This is a genomic window from Streptomyces sp. NPDC040610, assembly GCF_055594065.1.
Window position 1 is genome coordinate 1,119,275 of sequence record NZ_JBVIXA010000001.1, and the last position, 19,177, is coordinate 1,138,451.

Below are 19,177 nucleotides of genomic sequence, written 5' to 3' on the forward strand. Positions count from 1 at the left end.
GCTTGTGCATCCGTTCACAAGATCGACGCCGCCCCCGCCCCGAAGGTGACCCGTGGACATCAAGACCGCCTCCGCACTCCGCCGCCTCCGCCTGGTCTCCATTCCCGAGGCCGTGTCCTTCCTGCTGCTCATCGTCTGCTCGGTGCTGAAGCGGACCACGGACTTCAACGCCGTACCGGCGATGGGCATGATCCACGGCCTGCTGTTCATCCTGTACGTCCTGTTCTGGCTCGACGCCTGGAACCGCACCAAGTGGGACGCCAGGACGGGCATCCTCTACTTCGTCCTCTCCGTGCTGCCCACCGGCGGCTTCTTCGCCGACCGCAAGCTGAAGCGTGAGGCCGAGGCCGCGGTCATGGCCTCGCGCGCCCGCCGCGAAGGGGTCGTGAACGCATGATCGTCGCTTTCTCCGTGACGCCGCTCGGCGTCGGCGAGGACGTCGGCGAGTACGTGGCCGACGCCGTCCGCGTCGTCCGCGAGTCCGGGCTGCCCAACCGGACCGACGCGATGTTCACCTCGATCGAGGGCGAGTGGGACGAGGTGATGGACGTCGTCAAGCGCGCCGTCGCCGCCGTGGAGGCGCGGGCGCCGCGCGTCTCCGTCGTCCTCAAGGCCGACATCCGGCCGGGCGTGACCGACGGGATGACCTCCAAGGTCGAGACAGTGGAGCGCCATCTGTCGGCGTGACCGCCACCGCGTGACCGCTGCTGAGCCGCGCCCGAACTCCGGCCGCGCCCGAGCCCCCGCCAGGGAGACCAGGCGGGGGCTTTCGCATGCCCGCGCGGGACGACGCCTCCACTACGGAGTGATCGGGCCCGTACTTGAGCGACTGCTCAAACTCGCTGTAGATTGCCGCCCAGGCTATTTGAGCAGTCGCTCAAACACGGGTCTGCCTGGAGGTTTGCCATGGGGTACGGGAGTCCGCCGAGTCTGTACGTCGAGGCGCTGATCCGCGCCGACCTCGACGCGCTGTGGGAGCGCACGCAGGAGCCCGCGTCCCACCAGCGCTGGGACCTGCGCTTCACGGAGATCGACTACCTGCCCGCCGCCCCCGACGAGCCACGGCGCTTCCGGTACGCGACGCGCGTCCTGCCCTTCCTCACCGTCGCCGGGACCGGCGTCAGCGCGGGCGAGAAGCGCCGCCCCGACGGGACCCGGACCTCGGCGCTCCGGTTCGCCTCGCCGCACCCGCTCTCCCTCCTCGCGGAGGGCAGCGGCTACTGGCGCTACGTACCGACCGACGACGGCGTCCGCTTCCTCACCGGCTACGACTACCGGGTGCGCTGGGGGCGGCCGGGGGCGCTCGCCGACCGTTTCGCGCTGCGCCCGCTGATGGGCTGGGCGACGGCGTGGTCCTTCGACCGGCTGCGGCTGTGGCTGGAGCGCGGGATCAGCCCTCGGCAGGCCCTGGTCCACGGTGTGGCGGAGGTGGTCGGGCGGGCGCTGGCCGTCGCCGGGGCGGGGGTGCTCGCCGGGTCGGTGACCGCGGCGACGGGGCCGGTGGCCGCCCTCGTGGCCGTCGCCGCCGCCGCTGCCGTCGCCGTGCTGGTGTGCCTCGTGCCGCCGCTGCCGACGACTCCGGCGGCGCGGCGCTGCGGGCGCACGCCCCCGGCGCGGGCGCGTGCGCCACGGCTCCTGAACGCCCTCACCCCACCCCCCGCCCGGACGGAGCAGCCCGCATGACCTCGATCTTCCGCACCGTGATGGGCGCCGACTTCGAGCGGCTGCACCCGGCGCTCCAGCGGCGCTTCTCCGTGGGGCTCGACAGTGGCGAGGCGTGCTTCGGGCACGGCGTGATGGACCGGATCTGGCACGGGGGCAGCTTCGTGAAGCCGTTCCTGGCGGTCGGCGCGACCCGCAACATCCTCGTCCCGCGCGCCGGCCGGAACATCCCCTTCACCATCGAGAACGTGCCGTACGCCGACTCCTTCGGCCGTGAGACGGTGACCTTCGTGCGTACCTTCCAACTGCCCGGCCGGGCCCGGCGCTTCGACGCCCAGATGGTCCTCGGCCCCCGTGGCGACCGGGTGCTCGACTACCTGGGCACCCATCAACACCTCGCCAGTGACCTGCACTTCTCCGCGCGGCCCGACGGGTCGCTGGTCATCCGGTCCGGGGCGCACCGGTTCCGGGAGGGGCCGGTGGACGTGCCCGTGCCCGAGGTCGTCGGGGGCGACGCGGAGGTGCGTGAGTCGTACGACGACCGGACCGGGCGCTTCCGGATCCGGGTGCGGGTCGTGAACCGGTACTTCGGGCCGCTGTTCGGGTACGAGGGGTCGTTCGCGGCGGAGTACCGCGACGTGCGGGAGTGCGGGGTGCGGGACGGGCTGCGGCCCGTGCGCGAGGAGGTGCGCGCGTGAGTCCGCAGGCGGGACCAGGAACGCGGGAGAAGCTCCTCGACGGGGCCGTGCGGACGCTCACCGAGCAGGGGATCGCCAAGACGTCGGCGCGGAGCGTGGCGGCTGCCGCCGGGGTGAACCAGGCGCTCGTCTTCTACCACTTCGGGTCGGTCGACGAGTTGCTCTCCGAGGCGTGCCGGTACGCGACGGAACAGCGGGTCGGCCGCTATCGGGAGCGGCTCGCCGGGATCTCCTCCCTCTCCGAACTCCTCGCCTTCGGGCGCGAGATGCACGAGGTGGAGCGGGACGCGGGGCATGTGGCGGTGCTGGGGCAGTTGCTCGCCGGGGCGCAGACGCAGCCGCGGCTCGCCGCCGCGACGGCCGCGGGGCTCTCCCTGTGGGTGGCCGAGGTCGAGAAGGTCCTCGTGCGCGTCCTCGGCTCGACGCCGCTCGGGGAGTTCGCCGATCCCGTGGGGCTCGCGCGGGCCGTCGCGGCGTCGTTCGTCGGGATCGAGCTGTACGAAGGCGTCGACCGTGGTGGGGCGCTGCGGGCCCTGGACGCCCTGGACCAGCTGGGCGCGCTGGTCACTGCCCTGGACGAGCTGGGCCCCGTGGCCCAACGAGCAGTCCGCCACCACCTGCGCCGAGCGACACGAAGCTGACGCCCCGGGGTCGGCGTGCCTTTCCCCTCGCATCACAGTGACCGTCGCCCTGGGCTGTGCCCACCCGTTCCGCCCTGCGGAACGCCTGCCCCCAGAGGGGGTGGCAGCACCGGCGCTCGCCCGACGCCTGCTGCCGCCGAACAACCTCAGGCGGCACAGGCGGCCCGAGCCCTGAGGTCGGGTGGAAACGGGCGGGCGGGTGGGAGAGACCCGCCGCGAAGCGGGCGGGAAAGGGCGGCCGCCCAGGGGCACGGGGTGACCCCCGTCCTCAAGCGATCCGCAGGGTAAAACCGCTCGCACGGACGCGCCCCGTTCGACACGCCGACAAATCTCCACTTTTGTGTGGGTATCGGCTTGTTCGATCACCTGGAGGGCGCTGTGCGGCCGGAGGGCTACGACTACGACACCCACAGCCGGCTCGCCGGACCGCTCACCGAGCCGGAGGGCGGCGCCGGCACCGGCACCGGCCACGCCGGTTACCGGGTGCAGTACCGGCCGCTCCTCGCCCGCGAGCCCCACCGAATACGCGCTCTCCTGCTGATGACGCTGGCCCCCCTCCTGACCGGCGCCCTGCTCGTGTACCTCGTCTGGCCCACCCACTGGACGGAACGTGAGGGCGGCGACCGCTGGCTGGTCGGCCTGGATGTGACGATGCTCGTCGCGATCGGCCTGATCGAGCTGTTCATGCTGGTCAACGTGGTGTCCATCGCGCACGCCACGATGGTCGCCCGCGACCCCGTCCCGGTCGTGCCCGAGGAGGGCACCCGCGTCGCCTTCCTCACCACGTACGTACCGGGCAAGGAGCCGCTCGCGATGGTCCGCGCCACCCTCGAAGGCGCCGTGCGGATACACCACACCGGACCGCTCGACGTCTGGCTGCTCGACGAGGGCGACGACGACCAGGCCAAGGCGCTCTGCGAGGAACTCGGCGTACGCCACTTCACCCGCCTCGGCGTCGCGGAGTGGAACCGCAAGAAGGGCCCCCACAAGACCCGCACCAAGCACGGCAACTACAACGCCTGGCTGGCCATGCACGGCGGCGACTACGACTTCTTCGCCTCCGTGGACACCGACCACGTACCGCTGCCGAACTTCCTGGAGCGGATGATGGGCTTCTTCCGCGACCCGGACGTGGCGTTCGTCGTGGGCCCGCAGGTGTACGGGAACTACGTCTCACCCGTCACCAAGGCCGCCGAGTCACAGCAGTTCCTCTTCCACGCCCTGATCCAGCGGGCCGGCAACCGCTACCGGGCGCCCATGTTCGTCGGCACCAACAACGTCGTGCGCATCGCCGCCCTGCGCCAGGTCGGCGGCCTCCACGACTCGATCACCGAGGACATGGCCACCGGCTTCGAGCTGCACCGGCACAAGAACCCGGTCACCGGACGGCACTGGCGGTCGGTGTACACCCCGGACGTGCTCGCCGTGGGCGAGGGCCCGGCCTCCTGGACGGACTTCTTCACCCAGCAGCTGCGCTGGTCGCGCGGCACGTACGAGACGCTGATCAAGCAGTACTGGAAGGCGCCGTTCACGATGCCGCCCGGCCGCCTCTTCTCGTACACGCTGATGCTCGTCTACTACCCGATGACGGCCGTCAACTGGCTGCTCGGCATCCTCAGCTGCGTGCTGTTCCTGTGGTTCGGGGCCTCCGGCACCCAGGTCGCCGCCTCCGTGTGGCTGATGCTCTACAGCGACGCCGCCGCCCTGCAGATCGGGCTCTACCTGTGGAACCGGCGCCACAACGTCTCGCCGCACGAACCCGAGGGCTCCGGCGGCCTGGCCGGGATGGCGATGTCCGCGCTGTCCGCGCCCATCTACGCCAAGTCGCTCGGCGCCGCCGCGCTGCGCCGCCCGTGCCGCTTCGTCGTCACCCCCAAGGGCGGCGGCGCGACCCCCGACCGGCTGCTCACCTTCCGCATCCATCTGTTCTGGGCGGCGGTGCTCGCCAGTTCGCTCGTCGCCTCCTTCGTGCTCGACCACACCCATGTCGCCATGCGGACCTGGGCGGTGCTCGCCATGGCCATCTCGCTGGCGCCGGTCTCGGTGTGGTCCTTCACCGCCGTGCGGGAGCAGCGGGCCCGCAAGGCCGCCGCGGCCCGGCGGCGGCAGGACAGCGGCGCGGACGCCGACGGCGAGCCGGAGCCCGCCTTCGCCACCGGAACGACGACTGGAGGTAACTGACGCCATGCCCCTTCGGCCCCCCGAGTTCTCCAAGCGCACCAAGAAGATCGTCTTCGGCGTGGGTGCGGGCGCCGTGCTCATCGGCCTCAACGCCCCCGCCGCCGTCTCCTTCGCCGAGGAGAAGTACCACGCGTACAAGATCTCCCGGCCCGGCTACATGAAGAAGTACGGGTCGTGGCAGCAGGTCGGCATCCCCGAGGAGTTCCGCACCAACGCCATCCACGCGGCCCTCCTGCACACCGGGAAGGTCCTCATCGTCGCCGGGTCCGGGAACGAGCAGGAGAAGTTCGACGCCGGGTCCTTCGACACCGTGCTGTGGGACCCGGAGAAGAACACCTTCAAGAAGATCGAGACCCCCGAGGACTTCTTCTGCTCGGGCCACGCCCAGCTCCCCGACGGCCGCCTCCTGGTCGCGGGCGGCACCGCGCGCTACGAACTCCTCGACGGCGAGGTGGAGCGGGCCGGCGGCGGCATGCGGGTCAAGAACGAGAACCCGGACAAGCCCGTCGTCCTGAAGAAGGGCACCAAGTTCCGCTCGCCGTCCGGCGTCGAGTACGTCAGCCGCTTCGATGTGAAGGTCCCCAAGGCCGAGCGGGACTTCGAGATCACGTACTCCAAGTCCGGCGCGATGCAGCCCTGGAAGACGAAGGTCGTCGCGAGCGAGGCCCGGGTCTTCGTGGAGGCCGTCCGCGAGGGCGCCCCCGCGGTCACGGAGAAGTCCGCGCAGTACGAGATCGAGGGGCTGACCGGCAAGGAGGCCGACAACACGTACGGCATCGCCGAGAAGCTCACCATGGACAAGCAGGACTTCCAAGGCATCAGGGCCGCCTACGAGTTCGACCCGGTGGCGGAGAAGTACATCGCCGTGGAACCGATGGACAAGGCCCGCTGGTACCCCACCCTGGTCGGCCTGGAGGACGGCCGGGTGCTCGCCGTGTCCGGGCTCGACGACGTCGGCGTCATCGACCCCGGCGACAACGAGATCTACGACCCGAAGACGAAGAAGTGGACCGATGGGCCCAAGCGGTACTTCCCCACCTACCCGGCGCTGTTCCTCACCAAGGGCGGCAAGCTCTTCTACCCCGCCTCCAACGCCGGTTACGGGCCCGCGAAGAAGGGCCGCGCGCCCGGCCTGTGGGACCTGAAGACCAACAAGTTCGAGAAGGTGCCCGGCCTCACCGACCTCGACCAGACCGAGACGTCCGGGTCCGTCCTGCTCCCGCCCGCCCAGGACCAGAAGGTGATGATCCTCGGCGGCGGCGGGGTCGGAGAGTCCGAGAAGGCCACCAAGCGCACCGCCGTCATCGACCTGAAGCAGGACAACCCCGCCTTCAGGACCGGGCCCGAACTGCCCCAGGGAACCCGCTACCTGAACAGCGTCTTGATGCCGGACGACTCGGTGTTCACCACCAACGGCTCGTCCGACTACCGCGGCCGCAGCGCCAGCAACATCCTCAAGGCCCAGTTCTACGACCCCAAGGGTGACGCGGGCCGGGGCGCCTTCCGCGCCGCCGCCGACCCCAAGGTCGGCCGCAACTACCACTCCGAGGCGCTGCTCCTGCCCGACGGGCGCGTCGCCACCTTCGGCTCCGACCCGCTCTTCGACAACGAGCAGAACACCAAGCTCGGCCATTTCGAGCAGCGCATGGAGATCTTCACGCCGCCGTCCCTGCACAAGTCCGGCAAGAACCGGCCCGTGCTCGGCGCCGGACCCGGCGTGCTGCCCGCCGACGGCCGCGCGACCTTCCGCACCGCGCACCCGGAGAAGCTGGTCTCGGCCCGGCTCATGCGGCCGAGCGCCGTCACGCACACCACGGACGTGGAGCAGCGCTCGATCGCGCTCGGGCTCACCAAGGGGCCGGGCTCGGTGACGGTGGACGTGCCCCGCGAGGACGCGGCGCTGGTGCCGCCCGGCTGGTACATGCTGTTCGTGACGGACGCGGCGGGGGCGTCGTCGGAGGCGAAGTGGGTGCACGTGAAGTAGCGGCTTCCCGTGCCGTGAGGGCCGGGGCCGGGCGTCCGGACCCCGACCCCGGCTTCACTCGGCCGCCACGAACGCCCCGTGCGTGAGCACCGGCACCACCGCGCACGCGTCCAGCTCCGTCGCGATGGCCACGTCCTCCGCGTAGCCGCCGTCGGTCAGCTCCCGGCCCGAGGAGCAGGACGCGACCGCGTCCCCCACGTCCACCGCCGCGACGAACGCCGACGCCGCCGACGCGGCCTCCGGGGAGAGCGCCGTGCCACCGCGGTCCCGCAGCGCGGTGATCACGGCCCCGGCGCCGAGGAGGTCCTCCAGGGCGGGCCGCAGTGTTCCGTCCGGCCAGCGCTCGCCCGACGCGATCACGCCGACGGGGTGCTCGGGGGTGCCGTGGCCCCGGTCCGCGAGCCACCGGCCCACGGCGGTCGCGTTGCGCAGCGACCCGGCGGCGATGTCCACGCCGCCCGCCGACGCGGCGATCGCCGAGCCGTTGGGGGAGGGCAGCACCAGGCGCGGGGCGAGCGGGGCGCGCCGCAGGGCGGCCGGGGACAGCGACCAGGGGCTGGCCTCCGTGACGGCCCGGCGGCCCACCGCGAGCCGGGCGTCCATCTGGCGGGCGAAGGCCGTCGCGCTCTCGTCGCGCCAGGGATACGGGAAGACGCGGGAGCCGGACTCGACGGCGACCGACACCGACGTGGTGAAGGAGAGGACGTCGACGATCACCAGACAGGAGACGGCGGGCGCGAGGCGTTTCGCTCCGGACGTGCCCCACTCGAACCGTACGCCGTAGCCCGCCTGCGAGAAGTCTTCACGCCCCATGCGCCCTCAGGCTGCCAGGTGGTCGGGGCCTTTGGCCAGCGTGGCCAAGGGCCTTTCCCCGTGCGCGAGTTGACCTGCACAGGCCGTCCACTCGATCATCAGACCGGCTACGCCTTCGCGTTGCGCACGAGCCCGAGCGCGTAGTCCGGCCACCACTGTCCGGCGGCCGGTCCGCCGCGGCAGGGGCCGTCGGAGTCGCCGGGCCGCTTGATCCACAGGTAGGCGTCCAGGAGCGGGTCGCCGGTGCGGTCGGTGGGCGGGGTGCCGAGGCCACGTCCTGGCGGGTTGCACCAGGCGTCCTGGCGGTCCCCGGCGAGGGGGCCCTTGCCGTTGCGGCTGGTGTCCATCACGAAGTGCTTGCCGCCGACCGTGGCGGCGAGGGTGCGGCCGTAGGCGCTGGTCGTGCGGTCGCTCTGGAAGTTGGAGACGTTCAGCGAGAAGCCGTCGGCCTGGTCGATGCCCGCCCGCTGGAGCGGCAGGGTGAGCTTCCGTGCGTCGTTGATCCAGCCGGGGTTGCCCGCGTCCAGGTAGACCTTGACGTTCGGCTGCCGCTTGAGGCGCTGGATCGCCTCCGACAGGAGCTGGTAGCGCTGCTCGTGGTACTGGGCGGGCGTGCAGCCGTCCACGATGTGCGGGATGGCGTCCGGCTCCAGGACCACGAGCGCCTTGCTCCGCCCGATGGCGTCGGCGAACGCGCCGAGCCACTGGCGGTAGTACGCGGCGTCCTGGGCGCCGCCCGCCGAGTGCTGGCCGCAGTCGCGGTGCGGGATGTTGTACGCGACGAGCACCGCCGTGCGGCCCTCGTCCGCCGCGCCCGCGGTGGCCTTCGCGATGTCCGGCGCCGGGTCGTCCCCGGCCGGCCACACCGCCATCGGCTGCTCGGCGATCCGGCGCAGCGCCTCGGCGTCCTGCGTGCGGCCCTCCTGCTGCCACTCCCTGACCTGCCGTGCCGCCGCGCTCTGCGGGTCGACCCAGAAGCGGTGCTGCGCCGACCGCGCCGCCTCGGGGCGGACGGCGGACGTCCCCTCGTCCTTCTCCTCGCCCGGGCCGGACCCGGACGAGCACCCCGCCGCGAGCCCTAGGGCCGCGACGGCCGTGAGTGCCGTGAACGTACGGAGCAGCCGGTGCATCCAGACCCCTTGAGCGACGGTGTCGACGGTGACGGGCAGGCGAGTCGTGCGGCAATCGTGACATAAGGGACCAATCGTCCCCGTGTACGACACCGCGCATGCCGCCGTAGTCAGCCGCCCGCGTCCAACCGCCCTGGCGAGGGCCGCCCCCTGTCGGCCTTCAGCCGCCCGCCGTCAGCGCGATCCCGAGCGGGGTCCGCTCGTACAGGACCTGGTGTCCGTACCGGCGCGAGGTGAGCAGGCCCGCGTCCCGCAGTGCCGTCAGATGCGCCGAGACCGACGAGGGGGCCAGGGCCAGGCGGTGGGCGAGGGCCGAGGTGCCTGCCGGTTCGGCGAGGGCGGTGAGGACGGCGGCGCGGTTGCGGCCGAGGAGGCGGGCGAGAGCGTCCGGGGCGTGGTCGGCCGGGGCGCTCCACAGACCGGCCAGGCCCCGGGCCGGGTACACCAGCGTCGGCTGCCAGGGCGGGTCGTAGCCACTGATCACGTCCGGCCAGCTGAAGACGCTCGGCATCAGGACCAGGCCGCGTCCGTCCAGGTCCCGCACGTGCCGCCCGCGCCACTGTGCCGTCAGCGTCCCGGAGTCCCAGGCCAGGCGGCGGTCGAGCTCGGGCAGCAGGGCGCCGAGGCCGACCTCCGCGAGGCGCCGGGAGTGGTACGCCACGTCGGCTTCGAGCAGGGCGCGCAGGCGGGGCCAGTACGGCTCGACCAGCGCGTGCCAGGCGCCCTCCAGGGCGTCCGCCAATTCCCCTACCGCCCGCGCCGGGTCGTCGAGCAGGCGCCGCCCGAGCGGGCTCGCCGCCGCCCCCGGAGTCTCCGCGAGGGCCCGCGCCATGTCGTCCCGCGCGGCCTCGGGGTCGGCCGCCCGCACCGCCGCGATCTCCTCGTCGAACCCCGTAGCGGGGCCGAGCGGCGGCGGCCCGAGGAAGTCCGGGCTGTGCCCGCGCGACGGCATCAACAGCCACACGGCCTCCAGGTCGAGCCCCGCCCCCGCCTCCTTGATCCGCCGCAGCCACCCCGGGTGATACCCGTGCCGCTCGCGCCGCTTCAGCGTCCGCACCGCCTCCTGCGTCTCCCACAGCGGCGACACGGCGAACCGGCACCGCAGCAGATCGTTCTCCCCGAACCGCAACTGAAAGGGCACGGCCCGTCCTCCTCACCTCATGCCGCTCGCACCGTCGACGTCATACCCCGGGTGCCGTCGGCGCCGAAGATTCGGCTGAAGCCGAAACTTTAGGGACCGGCGCCGGGCCCCGCCAGGGTGAGCGCATGAGCGACGGACACGGGGCTGAGGCGACGGGCGTGGACACGGGGGAGAGGGGAGCGGCGGGGGCCGGGGGCGGGGAGCCGCGGGACGGGTACGGGCGGGTCTTCGCCGTCCGCGAGTTCCGGGCCGTCTTCGTCGCGCACGCGTTGTCGTTGCTCGGGGTGGTCGTCAGTGAGATCGCGTTGACGGTGCTCGTGTACGACCTCACCGGGTCGCCGCTGCTCAGTGCGCTGGCGTTCGCGCTGGGGATGCTGCCGTACCTCGTGGGCGGGACGCTGTTCGCCGGGGTCGCCGACCGGTATCCGCCGCGACGGGTCCTCGTCGGCTGTGACCTGGTGTGCGCCGGGTGCGCGGCGCTGATGGCCCTGCCCGCGACACCGGTCGCCGGGCTGCTGGCGCTGCGCTGTCTGATCGCGGCCGTCTCGCCGGTGTTCAACGGCACCCGGATGGCGACGCTCACCGACGTCCTCGGTGACGGCGACCTGTTCGTGCTCGGGCGTTCGCTGCTGCGGATGGTGTCGCAGAGCGCCGTCCTCGTCGGCTTCGGGCTCGGGGGCGTCCTGCTCACCGTCGTGTCCCCGCGCGGGGCGCTCGTCATCACGCTGGTGACGTTCCTCGCGTCGGCGCTGCTGCTGCGGACCGGGACGAAGCGGCGGCCCGCGCGGGGCGGCGACCGGGGGCGCGGGGGCGGGGAGGCCGCGCTCCTGCGGTACTCGCTCGCGGGTGCCCGTGAGGTCCTGGCGCACCGGCGGATCCGCGCGCTGCTGCTCCTGCTCTGGGCGCCCCCGATGTTCGTCGTCGCCCCGGAGGCCCTCGCCGCCCCCTACGCCGAGCAGATCGGCGTCGGCACCGCCGGGGTCGGCCTGCTGATGTGCGCGATGCCCGTCGGCACCATCGCGGGCGAGGTGTACGCGGGGTCCGCGCTCACCCCCGCCACCCGCTCCCGCATCGTGCTCCCGCTGGCCGCGACCACCCTCCTCCCGCTGCTCGCGTACGTCTTCGCCCCCGGCCTGGCCTGGGCGCTGCCCGCGCTCGTGCTCGCCGGGGCCGGATCGGCGTACACGCTGGGGCTCGACCGCTGGTTCGTGGACGCCGTGCCGCCGGAGCTGCGCGGGCGCGCCATGACCGTGCACACGGCGGGCCTGATGACCCTCCAGGGCGTCGGCATGGCGCTCGCCGGGCTCGCCGCCGAGTTCTTCGCCGTCAGCACGGTGGTCGCGGGCGCCGGTGCGCTCGGCACCGTGTGCTGCCTGCTCCTGGTGCGTGAGGTCCGGTCGACAGGACGGCGGGGTGCGAACGCGCTGCCGAATTCTGAGACTGGGGCTGACCGGTATGTGACCGGCGGCTAAGGTCGACGCTGTGCCGAAGCCGCTCAGTCTCCCCTTCGATCCCATCGCCCGAGCCGACGAACTCTGGAAGCAGCGCTGGGGTTCCGTGCCCGCGATGGGCGCCATCACCTCGATCATGCGCGCGCACCAGATCCTGCTCGCCGAGGTCGACGCGGTCGTCAAGCCGTACGGACTGACCTTCGCGCGGTACGAGGCGCTGGTGCTGCTGTCCTTCTCCAAGGAGGGCGAGCTGCCGATGTCCAAGATCGGCGAGCGGTTGATGGTGCATCCGACGTCCGTCACGAACACGGTGGACCGGCTTGTCCGGTCCGGGCTCGTGGACAAGCGGCCCAACCCCAACGACGGGCGCGGGACGCTGGCCTCCATCACGGAGAAGGGGCGTGAGGTCGTCGAGGAGGCGACGCGGGAGCTGATGGCGATGGACTTCGGGCTCGGGGTCTATGACGCGGAGGAGTGCGGGGAGCTGTTTGCGATGCTTCGGCCCCTGCGGGTTGCTGCGCAGGACTTCGACGGTTAGTCCTATGGGGCTGCGCCCCTCTCCCCGCTCCATCGGCCCTGCGGGCCTCGTCCTCAAACGCCGGACGGGCTCTTTCCCCGCCCGCCCTTCTTGCCCTCCGGGGCGGGGTGCTGCCGGAGGCAGGCCAGGGCGGGTGGGAGGAAAGGGGCAGCTGAAGATCGCGTGGGGGAGCGGGCTACGCTCGTAGCCATGAAACGCAGCGTGCTGACCCGCTACCGGGTAATGGCCTACGTCACCGCCGTCATGTTGTTGATCTTGTGCGCCTGCATGGTGGCCAAGTACGGCTTCGACAAGGGCGAGGGCCTGACGCTCGCGGTCTCCCAGATCCACGGCGTCCTCTTCATCATCTACCTGGTCTTCGCCTTCGACCTCGGCTCCAAGGCGAAGTGGCCGTTCGGCAAGCTGCTCTGGGTGCTGGTGTCCGGCACGATTCCCACGGCCGCCTTCTTCGTCGAGCGCAACGTCGTCCGCGAGGTCGAGCCCCTGCTCACGGACCCCGCGACCCCGCTCGCCAAGGCCTGAGGCGCCCGCGCCGCAGCCGCGCCACACCCCCGCCACGGGCAGCCCGTGGCGGTTGGCCATCGACATTTACTAGGACGTCCAAGTAAATTGGGTGGCATGGACGCTGACGCCATCGCAGAGGGCCGCCGTCGCTGGCAGGCCCGGTACGACGCCGCGAAGAAGCGCGACGCCGATTTCACGACGCTCTCCGGTGACCCGGTCGAGCCTGCCTACGGGCCCCGGCCCGGGGACACCTATGAGGGCTTCGAGCGCATCGGATGGCCCGGCGAGTATCCGTTCACGCGCGGCCTGTACCCCACGGGATACCGGGGGCGTACGTGGACGATCCGCCAGTTCGCGGGCTTCGGCAACGCCGAGCAGACGAACGAGCGGTACAAGATGATCCTCGCCGCCGGCGGCGGCGGCCTGAGCGTCGCCTTCGACATGCCGACGCTCATGGGCCGCGACTCCGACGACCCGCGCGCCCTCGGCGAGGTCGGCCACTGCGGCGTCGCCATCGACTCCGCCGCCGACATGGAGGTCCTGTTCAAGGACATCCCGCTCGGCGACGTCACGACGTCGATGACGATCAGCGGCCCCGCCGTCCCCGTCTTCTGCATGTACCTGGTCGCCGCCGAGCGGCAGGGCGTCGACCCGGGCGTGCTCAACGGCACGCTCCAGACCGACATCTTCAAGGAGTACATCGCGCAGAAGGAGTGGCTCTTCGAGCCCGAGCCCCATCTGCGCCTCATCGGCGACCTGATGGAGCACTGCGCCCGCGACATCCCCGCCTACAAGCCGCTCTCCGTCTCCGGCTACCACATCCGCGAGGCCGGGGCGACGGCCGCGCAGGAGCTGGCGTACACCCTCGCGGACGGCTTCGGGTACGTGGAGCTTGGCCTGAGCCGCGGCCTCGACGTCGACGTCTTCGCCCCCGGTCTCTCCTTCTTCTTCGACGCCCACGTCGACTTCTTCGAGGAGATCGCCAAGTTCCGGGCCGCCCGCCGGATCTGGGCCCGCTGGATGAAGGACGTGTACGGCGCCAAGTCCGACAAGGCCCAGTGGCTGCGGTTCCACACCCAGACCGCCGGTGTCTCGCTGACCGCCCAGCAGCCGTACAACAACGTGGTCCGCACCGCCGTGGAGGCCCTCGCCGCCGTCCTCGGCGGCACCAACTCCCTGCACACCAACGCCCTCGACGAGACCCTCGCCCTGCCCAGCGAGCAGGCCGCCGAGATCGCCCTGCGCACCCAGCAGGTCCTCATGGAGGAGACCGGCGTCGCCAACGTCGCCGACCCGCTCGGCGGCTCCTGGTACGTGGAGCAGCTCACCGACCGCATCGAGGCCGACGCCGAGAAGATCTTCGACCAGATCAAGGAGCGGGGGCGGCGGGCGCGTCCCGACGGGCAGCACCCCATCGGGCCCATCACCTCCGGCATCCTGCGGGGCATCGAGGACGGCTGGTTCACCGGTGAGATCGCCGAGTCCGCCTTCCAGTACCAGCGGTCCCTGGAGAAGGGCGACAAGCGGGTCGTCGGCGTCAACGTCGCCCATGGCTCCGTGACCGGTGACCTGGAGATCCTGCGCGTCAGCCACGAGGTCGAGCGGGAGCAGGTCAAGGTGCTCGCCTCCCGCAAGGACGGGCGGGACGACGCCCGCGTCCGAGCCTCCCTCGACGCCATGCTCGCCGCCGCCCGCGACGGGTCCAACATGATCGCGCCCATGCTGGACGCCGTCCGGGCCGAGGCGACGCTCGGGGAGATCTGTGGGGTGCTGCGGGACGAGTGGGGGGTGTACACGGAACCGGCCGGGTTCTAGCCCTCCGGCCGGAGGACTTCCGGTCGTCCGGCCGGAGGCGCTGCGCGCTGCTTCGGCGCCGTCCGGCCTAGGACGGCCACGCCAGACGGAACAGCGCGCCCCCGCCGGGGGCGTGTTCCGCCGTCAGTTCCGCGCCGTGGGCACGGGCGATCTGGCGTGCCATGGCCAGGCCCAGGCCGGAGCCGGGCAGTGCCCGGGCCCGCTCGGCGCGGTAGAAGCGGTCGAAGACGTGCGGCAGGTCCTCCGGGGTGATGCCGGGGCCGTGGTCGCGGACGGCGAGGCCGGTGGTGGTCAGGGAGACCTCGACGGCCGCCCCGGGCGGGCTGAACTTCGCCGCGTTGTCCAGCAGGTTGGTGACGAGCCGGGCGAGGCGTGCGGGCACACCGGGCAGGGTCGTCCCGGCAGCGTCGGGAGCGACGTCGTACAGGAAGACGATCGCGGGCCAGTGCTCGCGCGCCGCGTTCACGACGTGCTCGACCAGCGGCGCGAGGCGCACCTCCTCCAGGAGCGGCTGCGGCTCCTCGTCGCGGGCCAGTTCGATCAGGTCGTTGACCAGGCCGGTGACCTCGCGCAGCTGACGGCCGAGCGCGGCCGACGCCCGGTCCCGCTGCTCCGTCGTCAGGCGATCGGCACGGGCGAGGAGTTCCGCGTTCGTACGCAACGACGTCAGTGGCGTACGCAGCTCGTGCGAGGCGTCGGCGACGAGGCGGCGGCGGGCCGCGACCGATTCCTCCAGCTCGCCGAGCATGGTGTTGAAGGCCGTGGCGAGCCGCGTCACCTCGTCCTCGCCGCGTCCGCCGGGCGGGCCGGGCGGCAGCTCGATGCGGTGCCGCGCGTCGCGGGTCGCGGCGATGCGCTCCGCCGTCGCCGTGAGCCGCGCGACGGGGGCGAGTCCTGTGCGGGAGACCCAGTAGCCGCCGAGCGCGGACAGGAGCACGCCCGCGCCGCCCACCACCGACAGGATCGCGGCCGTCTGCCGCACCCCGCGCTCGGCGATGTCGGCGCGCAGCGCGACCTGGACGGCCGCGCCCTTGCCGTAGGTGGTGGTGAACATGCGTCCCGGCTTGCCGCCGGGCAGGGTGAAGTTCGAGTAGTAGGGGGCGAGTTCGCCCGCCGCGACCTGCCGCGTGGAGCGGTTCACGGGCAGCGGGTACGGCTTCCTCGGGTCGTCGGCCGAGGCGGCGGGGACGACCTGCGCGCAGGCCGGAGCGCCCAGGAAGCGGCACTCGCCCGCGAGCACGCCGTAGCCCTGCTCCTCGGAGCGGTGCTCTTGTGCGGCCAGGGTCGCGGACTGGGCGAGGTTCTGGTCCAGCTGTTGGTAGAGCTTGTAGCGCAGGACGAAGAACGACGCCGTGCAGACGCAGATCGCGACCAGCGCCACCGCGGCGGACGCCGCCACCGCGAGGCGGGTGCGCAGTGGACGGCGGCGGCGCCAGCGGGCCCCAAGGGCGCGGCGGCCACGGCCGCCTCGGGGGGCGTGGGGCGCGCGGGGGGCGCGGGGCGTGCTCATGGCGAACCGAGCCGGTAGCCGACGCCGTGCACCGTGTGCACGAGCCGCGTCTCGCCCTCGGCCTCCAGCTTCCGGCGCAGATAGCCGACGTACACCGCAAGGGAGTTGGAGTCGGGCCCGAAGTCCCGGCCCCACACCGCCTCGTGGATCAGCTCGCGCGGCAGTACCTGCCCGGAGTTCCGGAGCAGCAGTTCCAGGAGCGTGGACTCGGTGCGGCTGAACTCGATGCGGCGCCCGCCGCGCGCACCGGTGCGGGTCCGGGTGTCGAGCGTCAGATCGCCGTACGACAGCGCGTCGCCGTCGGTCTCCCGGCCGCCCGGCCCCGCCGGGTCGGGGGCGGCGCGGCGCAGGAGCGCCCGGACCCGCGCCACCAGCTCGTCCAGGGCGAACGGCTTGACCAGGTAGTCGTCGGCGCCCGCGTCCAGGCCGTCCACGCGGTCGCTCACCGAGTCAAGGGCCGTCAGGACGAGCACCGGGGTGCGGTCGCCCGCCGCGCGCAGCCTGCGGCACACGGCGAGGCCGTCGAGCACGGGCATCTTCACGTCCAGGACCAGGAGGTCCGGCTCCCACCTGGCCACCGCGGTCAGCGCGCGGTGGCCGTCGGCGGCACCGCGCACATGGTGGCCCTCGACGGTCAGCGCGTCCTCGACGGCGGCGCGCACCTCGGGGTCGTCGTCGACGACGAGGACCCTGGACAGGGGCGCCGGGTGCGCCGGGTGCGCGGGCGGCGTCATGCGGCGACGCCCGGGGCGGGCCGGGGCCCGGGAAAAGCGCACCTCGTGCGGCTCAGGAAGGAACTCATGCACCAAAGGTGCCAAACCCGGCTCTTAAAACCCTCTTAGGACGGGTCGCGAAGCTCCGGCGTCATGAGAACTCCCGTCACTCCCGCCGCGGCCCGCGCCGCGGCGACCCACACGTACAGGCCGCTGTCCGTCGTGATCGGCGCGGGCGGCACCGGCGGCCACATCTACCCGGGCCTCGCCCTCGCCGACGCCCTGCGCCGGGCCGTGCCGGACGCGGTGATCTCCTTCGTGGGCACCGAGCGCGGCCTGGAGACCCGGCTCATCCCCGACGCCGGGTACCGGCTGCACACCGTCGACATGATCCCCTTCGACCCGTCCCTCGGCGCCCGCCGCTATCTGCTGCCCGCCGCCCTGGTGAAGTCCGGCGCCCAGTGCCGAGCCATCCTGCGCGACCAGGGCGCGCAGGTCGCCGTCGGCATGGGCGGCTACCCGAGCGCCCCCGTCATCGTCGGCGCCCGCATGGCCGGGCTGCCCAGCCTCATCCACGAGTCCAACGCGGTGCCGGGGCGCGCCAACCGCTTCGCCGCCCGCCTCACCCCGCACATCGCCGTCGCCTTCGACCGCAGCCGCGCCCATCTGCCCGGCGGCGACCGCGCCACCACCACCGGCATGCCCATCGCCGCCGCCCTCGCCGCCCTCGACCGGGACGCGCTGCGCGCCGAGGCCCGGCGCGCCTTCGGGGTGCCCGAAGGGGCGCGGCTCGTGCTCTTCAACGGCGGCAGCCTCGGCGCCGCCCGGCTCACCGAGGCGGCGCTCGGGCTCGCCGCGCGGTGGCGGTGGCGTGGTGACGTATCCCTGCTGATCAAGACCGGTCCGGCCGCGCTCGACGAGACGCGGCGGCGGCTCGCGCGGGAGGGCGGGGAGTCGGTCGCCCACGCCGTGCCCTACCTGGACCGGATGGACCTCGCCTACGCCGCCGCCGACCTCGTCGTCTGCCGCGCGGGCTCCGCCACCGTCGCCGAACTCGCCGCCACCGGCGTGCCCGCCGTCCTCGTGCCCTACCCGCACGCCCCCGGCGACCACCAGACCCACAACGCGCGGGTCCTCTCCGACGCGGGCGCCGGGCTGCTCCTGCCCGACGCCGAGACCACCGCCGACCGGCTCGCCGCGCTCCTCGAACCGCTCCTCGCCGAGCCCGCGCGGCTCGCCGCCATGAGCGGCGCCGCGGATCCCGGGCCGCACGCCCGCGCCGCCGATCTGCTCGCCGAGCGGGTCCTGCACCTCACCCACCACACCGATCACCTGGAGTACGCGGCATGAACGCCCCTTCCCCTTCCCCCTCCCCGAATGACCTCGCCCCCGCCGCCCCCTTCGCCCCCTTCTCTTGGCAGGACCGCACCGTCCTCGTCACCGGCGCCGAAGGCTTCATCGGCTCCACGCTCGTCGACCTGCTCCTCGAACGCGGGGCGCACGTCCGTGCCTTCGTGCACTACAAGCCGTACGGCGACAAGGGGCATCTGGCGCACCTCGCCGGGGACCCGCGCGTCGAGTTCGTCGCCGGTGACGTGCGCGACGCCGGGCGCGTGATGGACGCCGTCGACGGCTGCGACACCGTCTTCCACCTCGCCGCGCTCATCGGGATCCCGTACTCCTACGACTCTCCCGGCGCGTACGTGCAGACCAACGTCGTCGGCACGGAGAACATCGCCGAGGCCTGCCGCCGCCACTCCGTGCGTCGCCTCGTCCACACCTCCACCAGTGAGGTGTACGGGACCGCGCTGACCGTTCCCATCAGCGAGAGCCACCCCCTCCAGCCGCAGTCGCCGTACTCCGCCTCGAAGATCGGCGCCGACATGACGGTGCTGTCGCACTGGCACGCCTTCGAACTGCCCGTCGCCGTGGTGCGGCCCTTCAACACCTACGGCCCGCGACAGTCCGCGCGCGCCGTGATCCCCACGATCCTCGCCCAACTGCACGCCGGGGCCCGCGAGATCAAGCTGGGTTCGCTCACGCCCACGCGGGACTTCACCTACGTCACCGACACCGCGCGCGGGTTCCTCGCCGTGGCGGAGCACGACGCGGCCGTCGGCCAGGTGGTCAACCTCGGCGTGGGCCGGGAGATATCCATCGGGGACCTGGCCCGGGAACTCATCGCCGCCAGCGGCCGGGACGCCGTCGTCGTCACCGACCCCTCCCGCATGCGGCCCGCGGGCAGCGAGGTGGAACGACTCGTGTCCGACAACTCCCGCGCCCACGAACTCACCGGCTGGCAGCCCCTCGTCCCCCTCCGCGAGGGCCTCACCCGCACCTCGACCTGGGTAGCCGACAACCTCACCCTCTTCGCGGCCCACACGTACCAGGTCTAG

Annotated in this window: 18 protein-coding genes; 13 read left to right on the plus strand and 5 right to left on the minus strand. The window is 72.8% G+C overall.

The window, feature by feature from the left end; translation table 11 throughout:
* The first annotated feature begins 52 nt into the window (after positions 1 to 52).
* From ACZ6AA_RS05035 to glxA, 7 genes are all read left to right on the plus strand, one after another.
* Positions 53 to 397, plus strand: coding sequence for a DUF3817 domain-containing protein (locus ACZ6AA_RS05035; RefSeq protein ID WP_468452378.1), 345 nt, complete (start codon positions 53 to 55; stop codon positions 395 to 397).
* The gene (locus ACZ6AA_RS05040; RefSeq protein ID WP_087885865.1) at positions 394 to 687 is read left to right on the plus strand and encodes an MTH1187 family thiamine-binding protein; all 294 of its coding nucleotides are present in this window, start codon (positions 394 to 396) and stop codon (positions 685 to 687) included. The genes ACZ6AA_RS05035 and ACZ6AA_RS05040 overlap by 4 nt, the downstream gene beginning before the upstream one ends.
* Before the next feature lie 219 nt (positions 688 to 906).
* Positions 907 to 1,683 carry a hypothetical protein gene (locus ACZ6AA_RS05045; protein WP_471456305.1) on the plus strand — a complete coding sequence of 259 codons (777 nt, stop codon included), beginning with the start codon at positions 907 to 909 and terminating at the stop codon, positions 1,681 to 1,683.
* Complete coding sequence (locus tag ACZ6AA_RS05050) at positions 1,680 to 2,360, plus strand: DUF4166 domain-containing protein (protein ID WP_468452374.1); 681 nt, start codon at positions 1,680 to 1,682, stop codon at positions 2,358 to 2,360. The genes ACZ6AA_RS05045 and ACZ6AA_RS05050 overlap by 4 nt, the downstream gene beginning before the upstream one ends.
* The gene (locus ACZ6AA_RS05055) at positions 2,357 to 3,001 is read left to right on the plus strand and encodes a TetR/AcrR family transcriptional regulator (protein WP_468481174.1); all 645 of its coding nucleotides are present in this window, start codon (positions 2,357 to 2,359) and stop codon (positions 2,999 to 3,001) included. The genes ACZ6AA_RS05050 and ACZ6AA_RS05055 overlap by 4 nt, the downstream gene beginning before the upstream one ends.
* A 378-nt stretch (positions 3,002 to 3,379) precedes the next feature.
* Positions 3,380 to 5,182 carry a glycosyltransferase family 2 protein gene (locus ACZ6AA_RS05060; protein WP_471456627.1) on the plus strand — a complete coding sequence of 601 codons (1,803 nt, stop codon included), beginning with the start codon at positions 3,380 to 3,382 and terminating at the stop codon, positions 5,180 to 5,182.
* A gap of 4 nt (positions 5,183 to 5,186) precedes the next feature.
* Positions 5,187 to 7,166, plus strand: coding sequence for a radical copper oxidase GlxA (gene glxA / locus ACZ6AA_RS05065; protein ID WP_468452370.1), 1,980 nt, complete (start codon positions 5,187 to 5,189; stop codon positions 7,164 to 7,166).
* Between the two features lie 54 nt (positions 7,167 to 7,220).
* On the opposite strand, the gene ACZ6AA_RS05070 is transcribed toward glxA, so the two are convergent.
* The 3 genes from ACZ6AA_RS05070 to ACZ6AA_RS05080 all read right to left on the minus strand — a co-directional run bounded on the left by ACZ6AA_RS05070 (position 7,221) and on the right by ACZ6AA_RS05080 (position 10,250).
* On the minus strand, positions 7,221 to 7,979 hold the full coding sequence (locus ACZ6AA_RS05070; protein WP_468452368.1) for a 2-phosphosulfolactate phosphatase: 759 nt from the start codon (positions 7,977 to 7,979) through the stop codon (positions 7,221 to 7,223).
* Positions 7,980 to 8,086: 107 nt separating this feature from the next.
* Positions 8,087 to 9,109 carry a glycoside hydrolase family 6 protein gene (locus ACZ6AA_RS05075; protein ID WP_468452366.1) on the minus strand — a complete coding sequence of 341 codons (1,023 nt, stop codon included), beginning with the start codon at positions 9,107 to 9,109 and terminating at the stop codon, positions 8,087 to 8,089.
* Positions 9,110 to 9,269: 160 nt separating this feature from the next.
* Positions 9,270 to 10,250 carry an ArsR/SmtB family transcription factor gene (locus ACZ6AA_RS05080; RefSeq protein ID WP_471456308.1) on the minus strand — a complete coding sequence of 327 codons (981 nt, stop codon included), beginning with the start codon at positions 10,248 to 10,250 and terminating at the stop codon, positions 9,270 to 9,272.
* A 125-nt stretch (positions 10,251 to 10,375) separates the two neighbouring features.
* On the opposite strand from ACZ6AA_RS05080, the gene ACZ6AA_RS05085 reads away from it, so the two are divergent.
* The 4 genes from ACZ6AA_RS05085 (at position 10,376) to ACZ6AA_RS05100 (ending at position 14,558) form a co-directional block, all read left to right on the plus strand.
* Complete coding sequence (locus ACZ6AA_RS05085) at positions 10,376 to 11,722, plus strand: MFS transporter (RefSeq protein ID WP_471456310.1); 1,347 nt, start codon at positions 10,376 to 10,378, stop codon at positions 11,720 to 11,722.
* A 10-nt stretch (positions 11,723 to 11,732) separates the two neighbouring features.
* Positions 11,733 to 12,239, plus strand: coding sequence for a MarR family winged helix-turn-helix transcriptional regulator (locus ACZ6AA_RS05090; RefSeq protein WP_468452360.1), 507 nt, complete (start codon positions 11,733 to 11,735; stop codon positions 12,237 to 12,239).
* 189 nt (positions 12,240 to 12,428) lie between these two features.
* Positions 12,429 to 12,761 carry a DUF3817 domain-containing protein gene (locus ACZ6AA_RS05095; RefSeq protein ID WP_468452358.1) on the plus strand — a complete coding sequence of 111 codons (333 nt, stop codon included), beginning with the start codon at positions 12,429 to 12,431 and terminating at the stop codon, positions 12,759 to 12,761.
* Between the two features lie 96 nt (positions 12,762 to 12,857).
* The gene (locus ACZ6AA_RS05100; RefSeq protein WP_468452356.1) at positions 12,858 to 14,558 is read left to right on the plus strand and encodes an acyl-CoA mutase large subunit family protein; all 1,701 of its coding nucleotides are present in this window, start codon (positions 12,858 to 12,860) and stop codon (positions 14,556 to 14,558) included.
* A 67-nt stretch (positions 14,559 to 14,625) separates the two neighbouring features.
* Here ACZ6AA_RS05100 and ACZ6AA_RS05105 read toward each other — a convergent pair whose 3' ends face one another.
* Together ACZ6AA_RS05105 and ACZ6AA_RS05110 are read right to left on the minus strand one after the other, a co-directional pair.
* The gene (locus ACZ6AA_RS05105) at positions 14,626 to 16,068 is read right to left on the minus strand and encodes a sensor histidine kinase (protein ID WP_468452354.1); all 1,443 of its coding nucleotides are present in this window, start codon (positions 16,066 to 16,068) and stop codon (positions 14,626 to 14,628) included.
* Positions 16,065 to 16,802 (minus strand): response regulator transcription factor, encoded by a 738-nt coding sequence (locus ACZ6AA_RS05110; protein ID WP_468452352.1) that lies wholly within the window; start codon positions 16,800 to 16,802, stop codon positions 16,065 to 16,067. The genes ACZ6AA_RS05105 and ACZ6AA_RS05110 overlap by 4 nt, the downstream gene beginning before the upstream one ends.
* A gap of 132 nt (positions 16,803 to 16,934) precedes the next feature.
* Between ACZ6AA_RS05110 and ACZ6AA_RS05115 the strand changes: the two genes are divergently transcribed.
* Entirely contained in the window at positions 16,935 to 18,131 is a 1,197-nt protein-coding gene (locus tag ACZ6AA_RS05115; RefSeq protein ID WP_471456314.1) for a UDP-N-acetylglucosamine--N-acetylmuramyl-(pentapeptide) pyrophosphoryl-undecaprenol N-acetylglucosamine transferase, read from the plus strand.
* The gene (locus ACZ6AA_RS05120; RefSeq protein WP_471456316.1) at positions 18,128 to 19,177 is read left to right on the plus strand and encodes a GDP-mannose 4,6-dehydratase; all 1,050 of its coding nucleotides are present in this window, start codon (positions 18,128 to 18,130) and stop codon (positions 19,175 to 19,177) included. Before ACZ6AA_RS05115 ends, ACZ6AA_RS05120 begins: the two co-directional genes overlap by 4 nt.

Excerpts from the sequence above, each read along its gene's own strand:
- ACZ6AA_RS05040 (WP_087885865.1), top strand. The coding sequence starts at position 394 with ATGATCGTCGCTTTCTCCGTGACGCCGCTCGGCGTCGGCGAGGACGTC.
- ACZ6AA_RS05045 (WP_471456305.1), top strand. The coding sequence starts at position 907 with ATGGGGTACGGGAGTCCGCCGAGTCTGTACGTCGAGGCGCTGATCCGC.
- ACZ6AA_RS05050 (WP_468452374.1), top strand. The coding sequence starts at position 1,680 with ATGACCTCGATCTTCCGCACCGTGATGGGCGCCGACTTCGAGCGGCTG.
- glxA (WP_468452370.1), top strand. The coding sequence starts at position 5,187 with ATGCCCCTTCGGCCCCCCGAGTTCTCCAAGCGCACCAAGAAGATCGTC.
- ACZ6AA_RS05070 (WP_468452368.1), bottom strand. The coding sequence starts at position 7,979 with ATGGGGCGTGAAGACTTCTCGCAGGCGGGCTACGGCGTACGGTTCGAG.
- ACZ6AA_RS05075 (WP_468452366.1), bottom strand. The coding sequence starts at position 9,109 with ATGCACCGGCTGCTCCGTACGTTCACGGCACTCACGGCCGTCGCGGCC.
- ACZ6AA_RS05085 (WP_471456310.1), top strand. The coding sequence starts at position 10,376 with ATGAGCGACGGACACGGGGCTGAGGCGACGGGCGTGGACACGGGGGAG.
- ACZ6AA_RS05095 (WP_468452358.1), top strand. The coding sequence starts at position 12,429 with ATGAAACGCAGCGTGCTGACCCGCTACCGGGTAATGGCCTACGTCACC.
- ACZ6AA_RS05100 (WP_468452356.1), top strand. The coding sequence starts at position 12,858 with ATGGACGCTGACGCCATCGCAGAGGGCCGCCGTCGCTGGCAGGCCCGG.
- ACZ6AA_RS05105 (WP_468452354.1), bottom strand. The coding sequence starts at position 16,068 with ATGAGCACGCCCCGCGCCCCCCGCGCGCCCCACGCCCCCCGAGGCGGC.
- ACZ6AA_RS05110 (WP_468452352.1), bottom strand. The coding sequence starts at position 16,802 with ATGACGCCGCCCGCGCACCCGGCGCACCCGGCGCCCCTGTCCAGGGTC.
- ACZ6AA_RS05115 (WP_471456314.1), top strand. The coding sequence starts at position 16,935 with ATGAGAACTCCCGTCACTCCCGCCGCGGCCCGCGCCGCGGCGACCCAC.
- ACZ6AA_RS05120 (WP_471456316.1), top strand. The coding sequence starts at position 18,128 with ATGAACGCCCCTTCCCCTTCCCCCTCCCCGAATGACCTCGCCCCCGCC.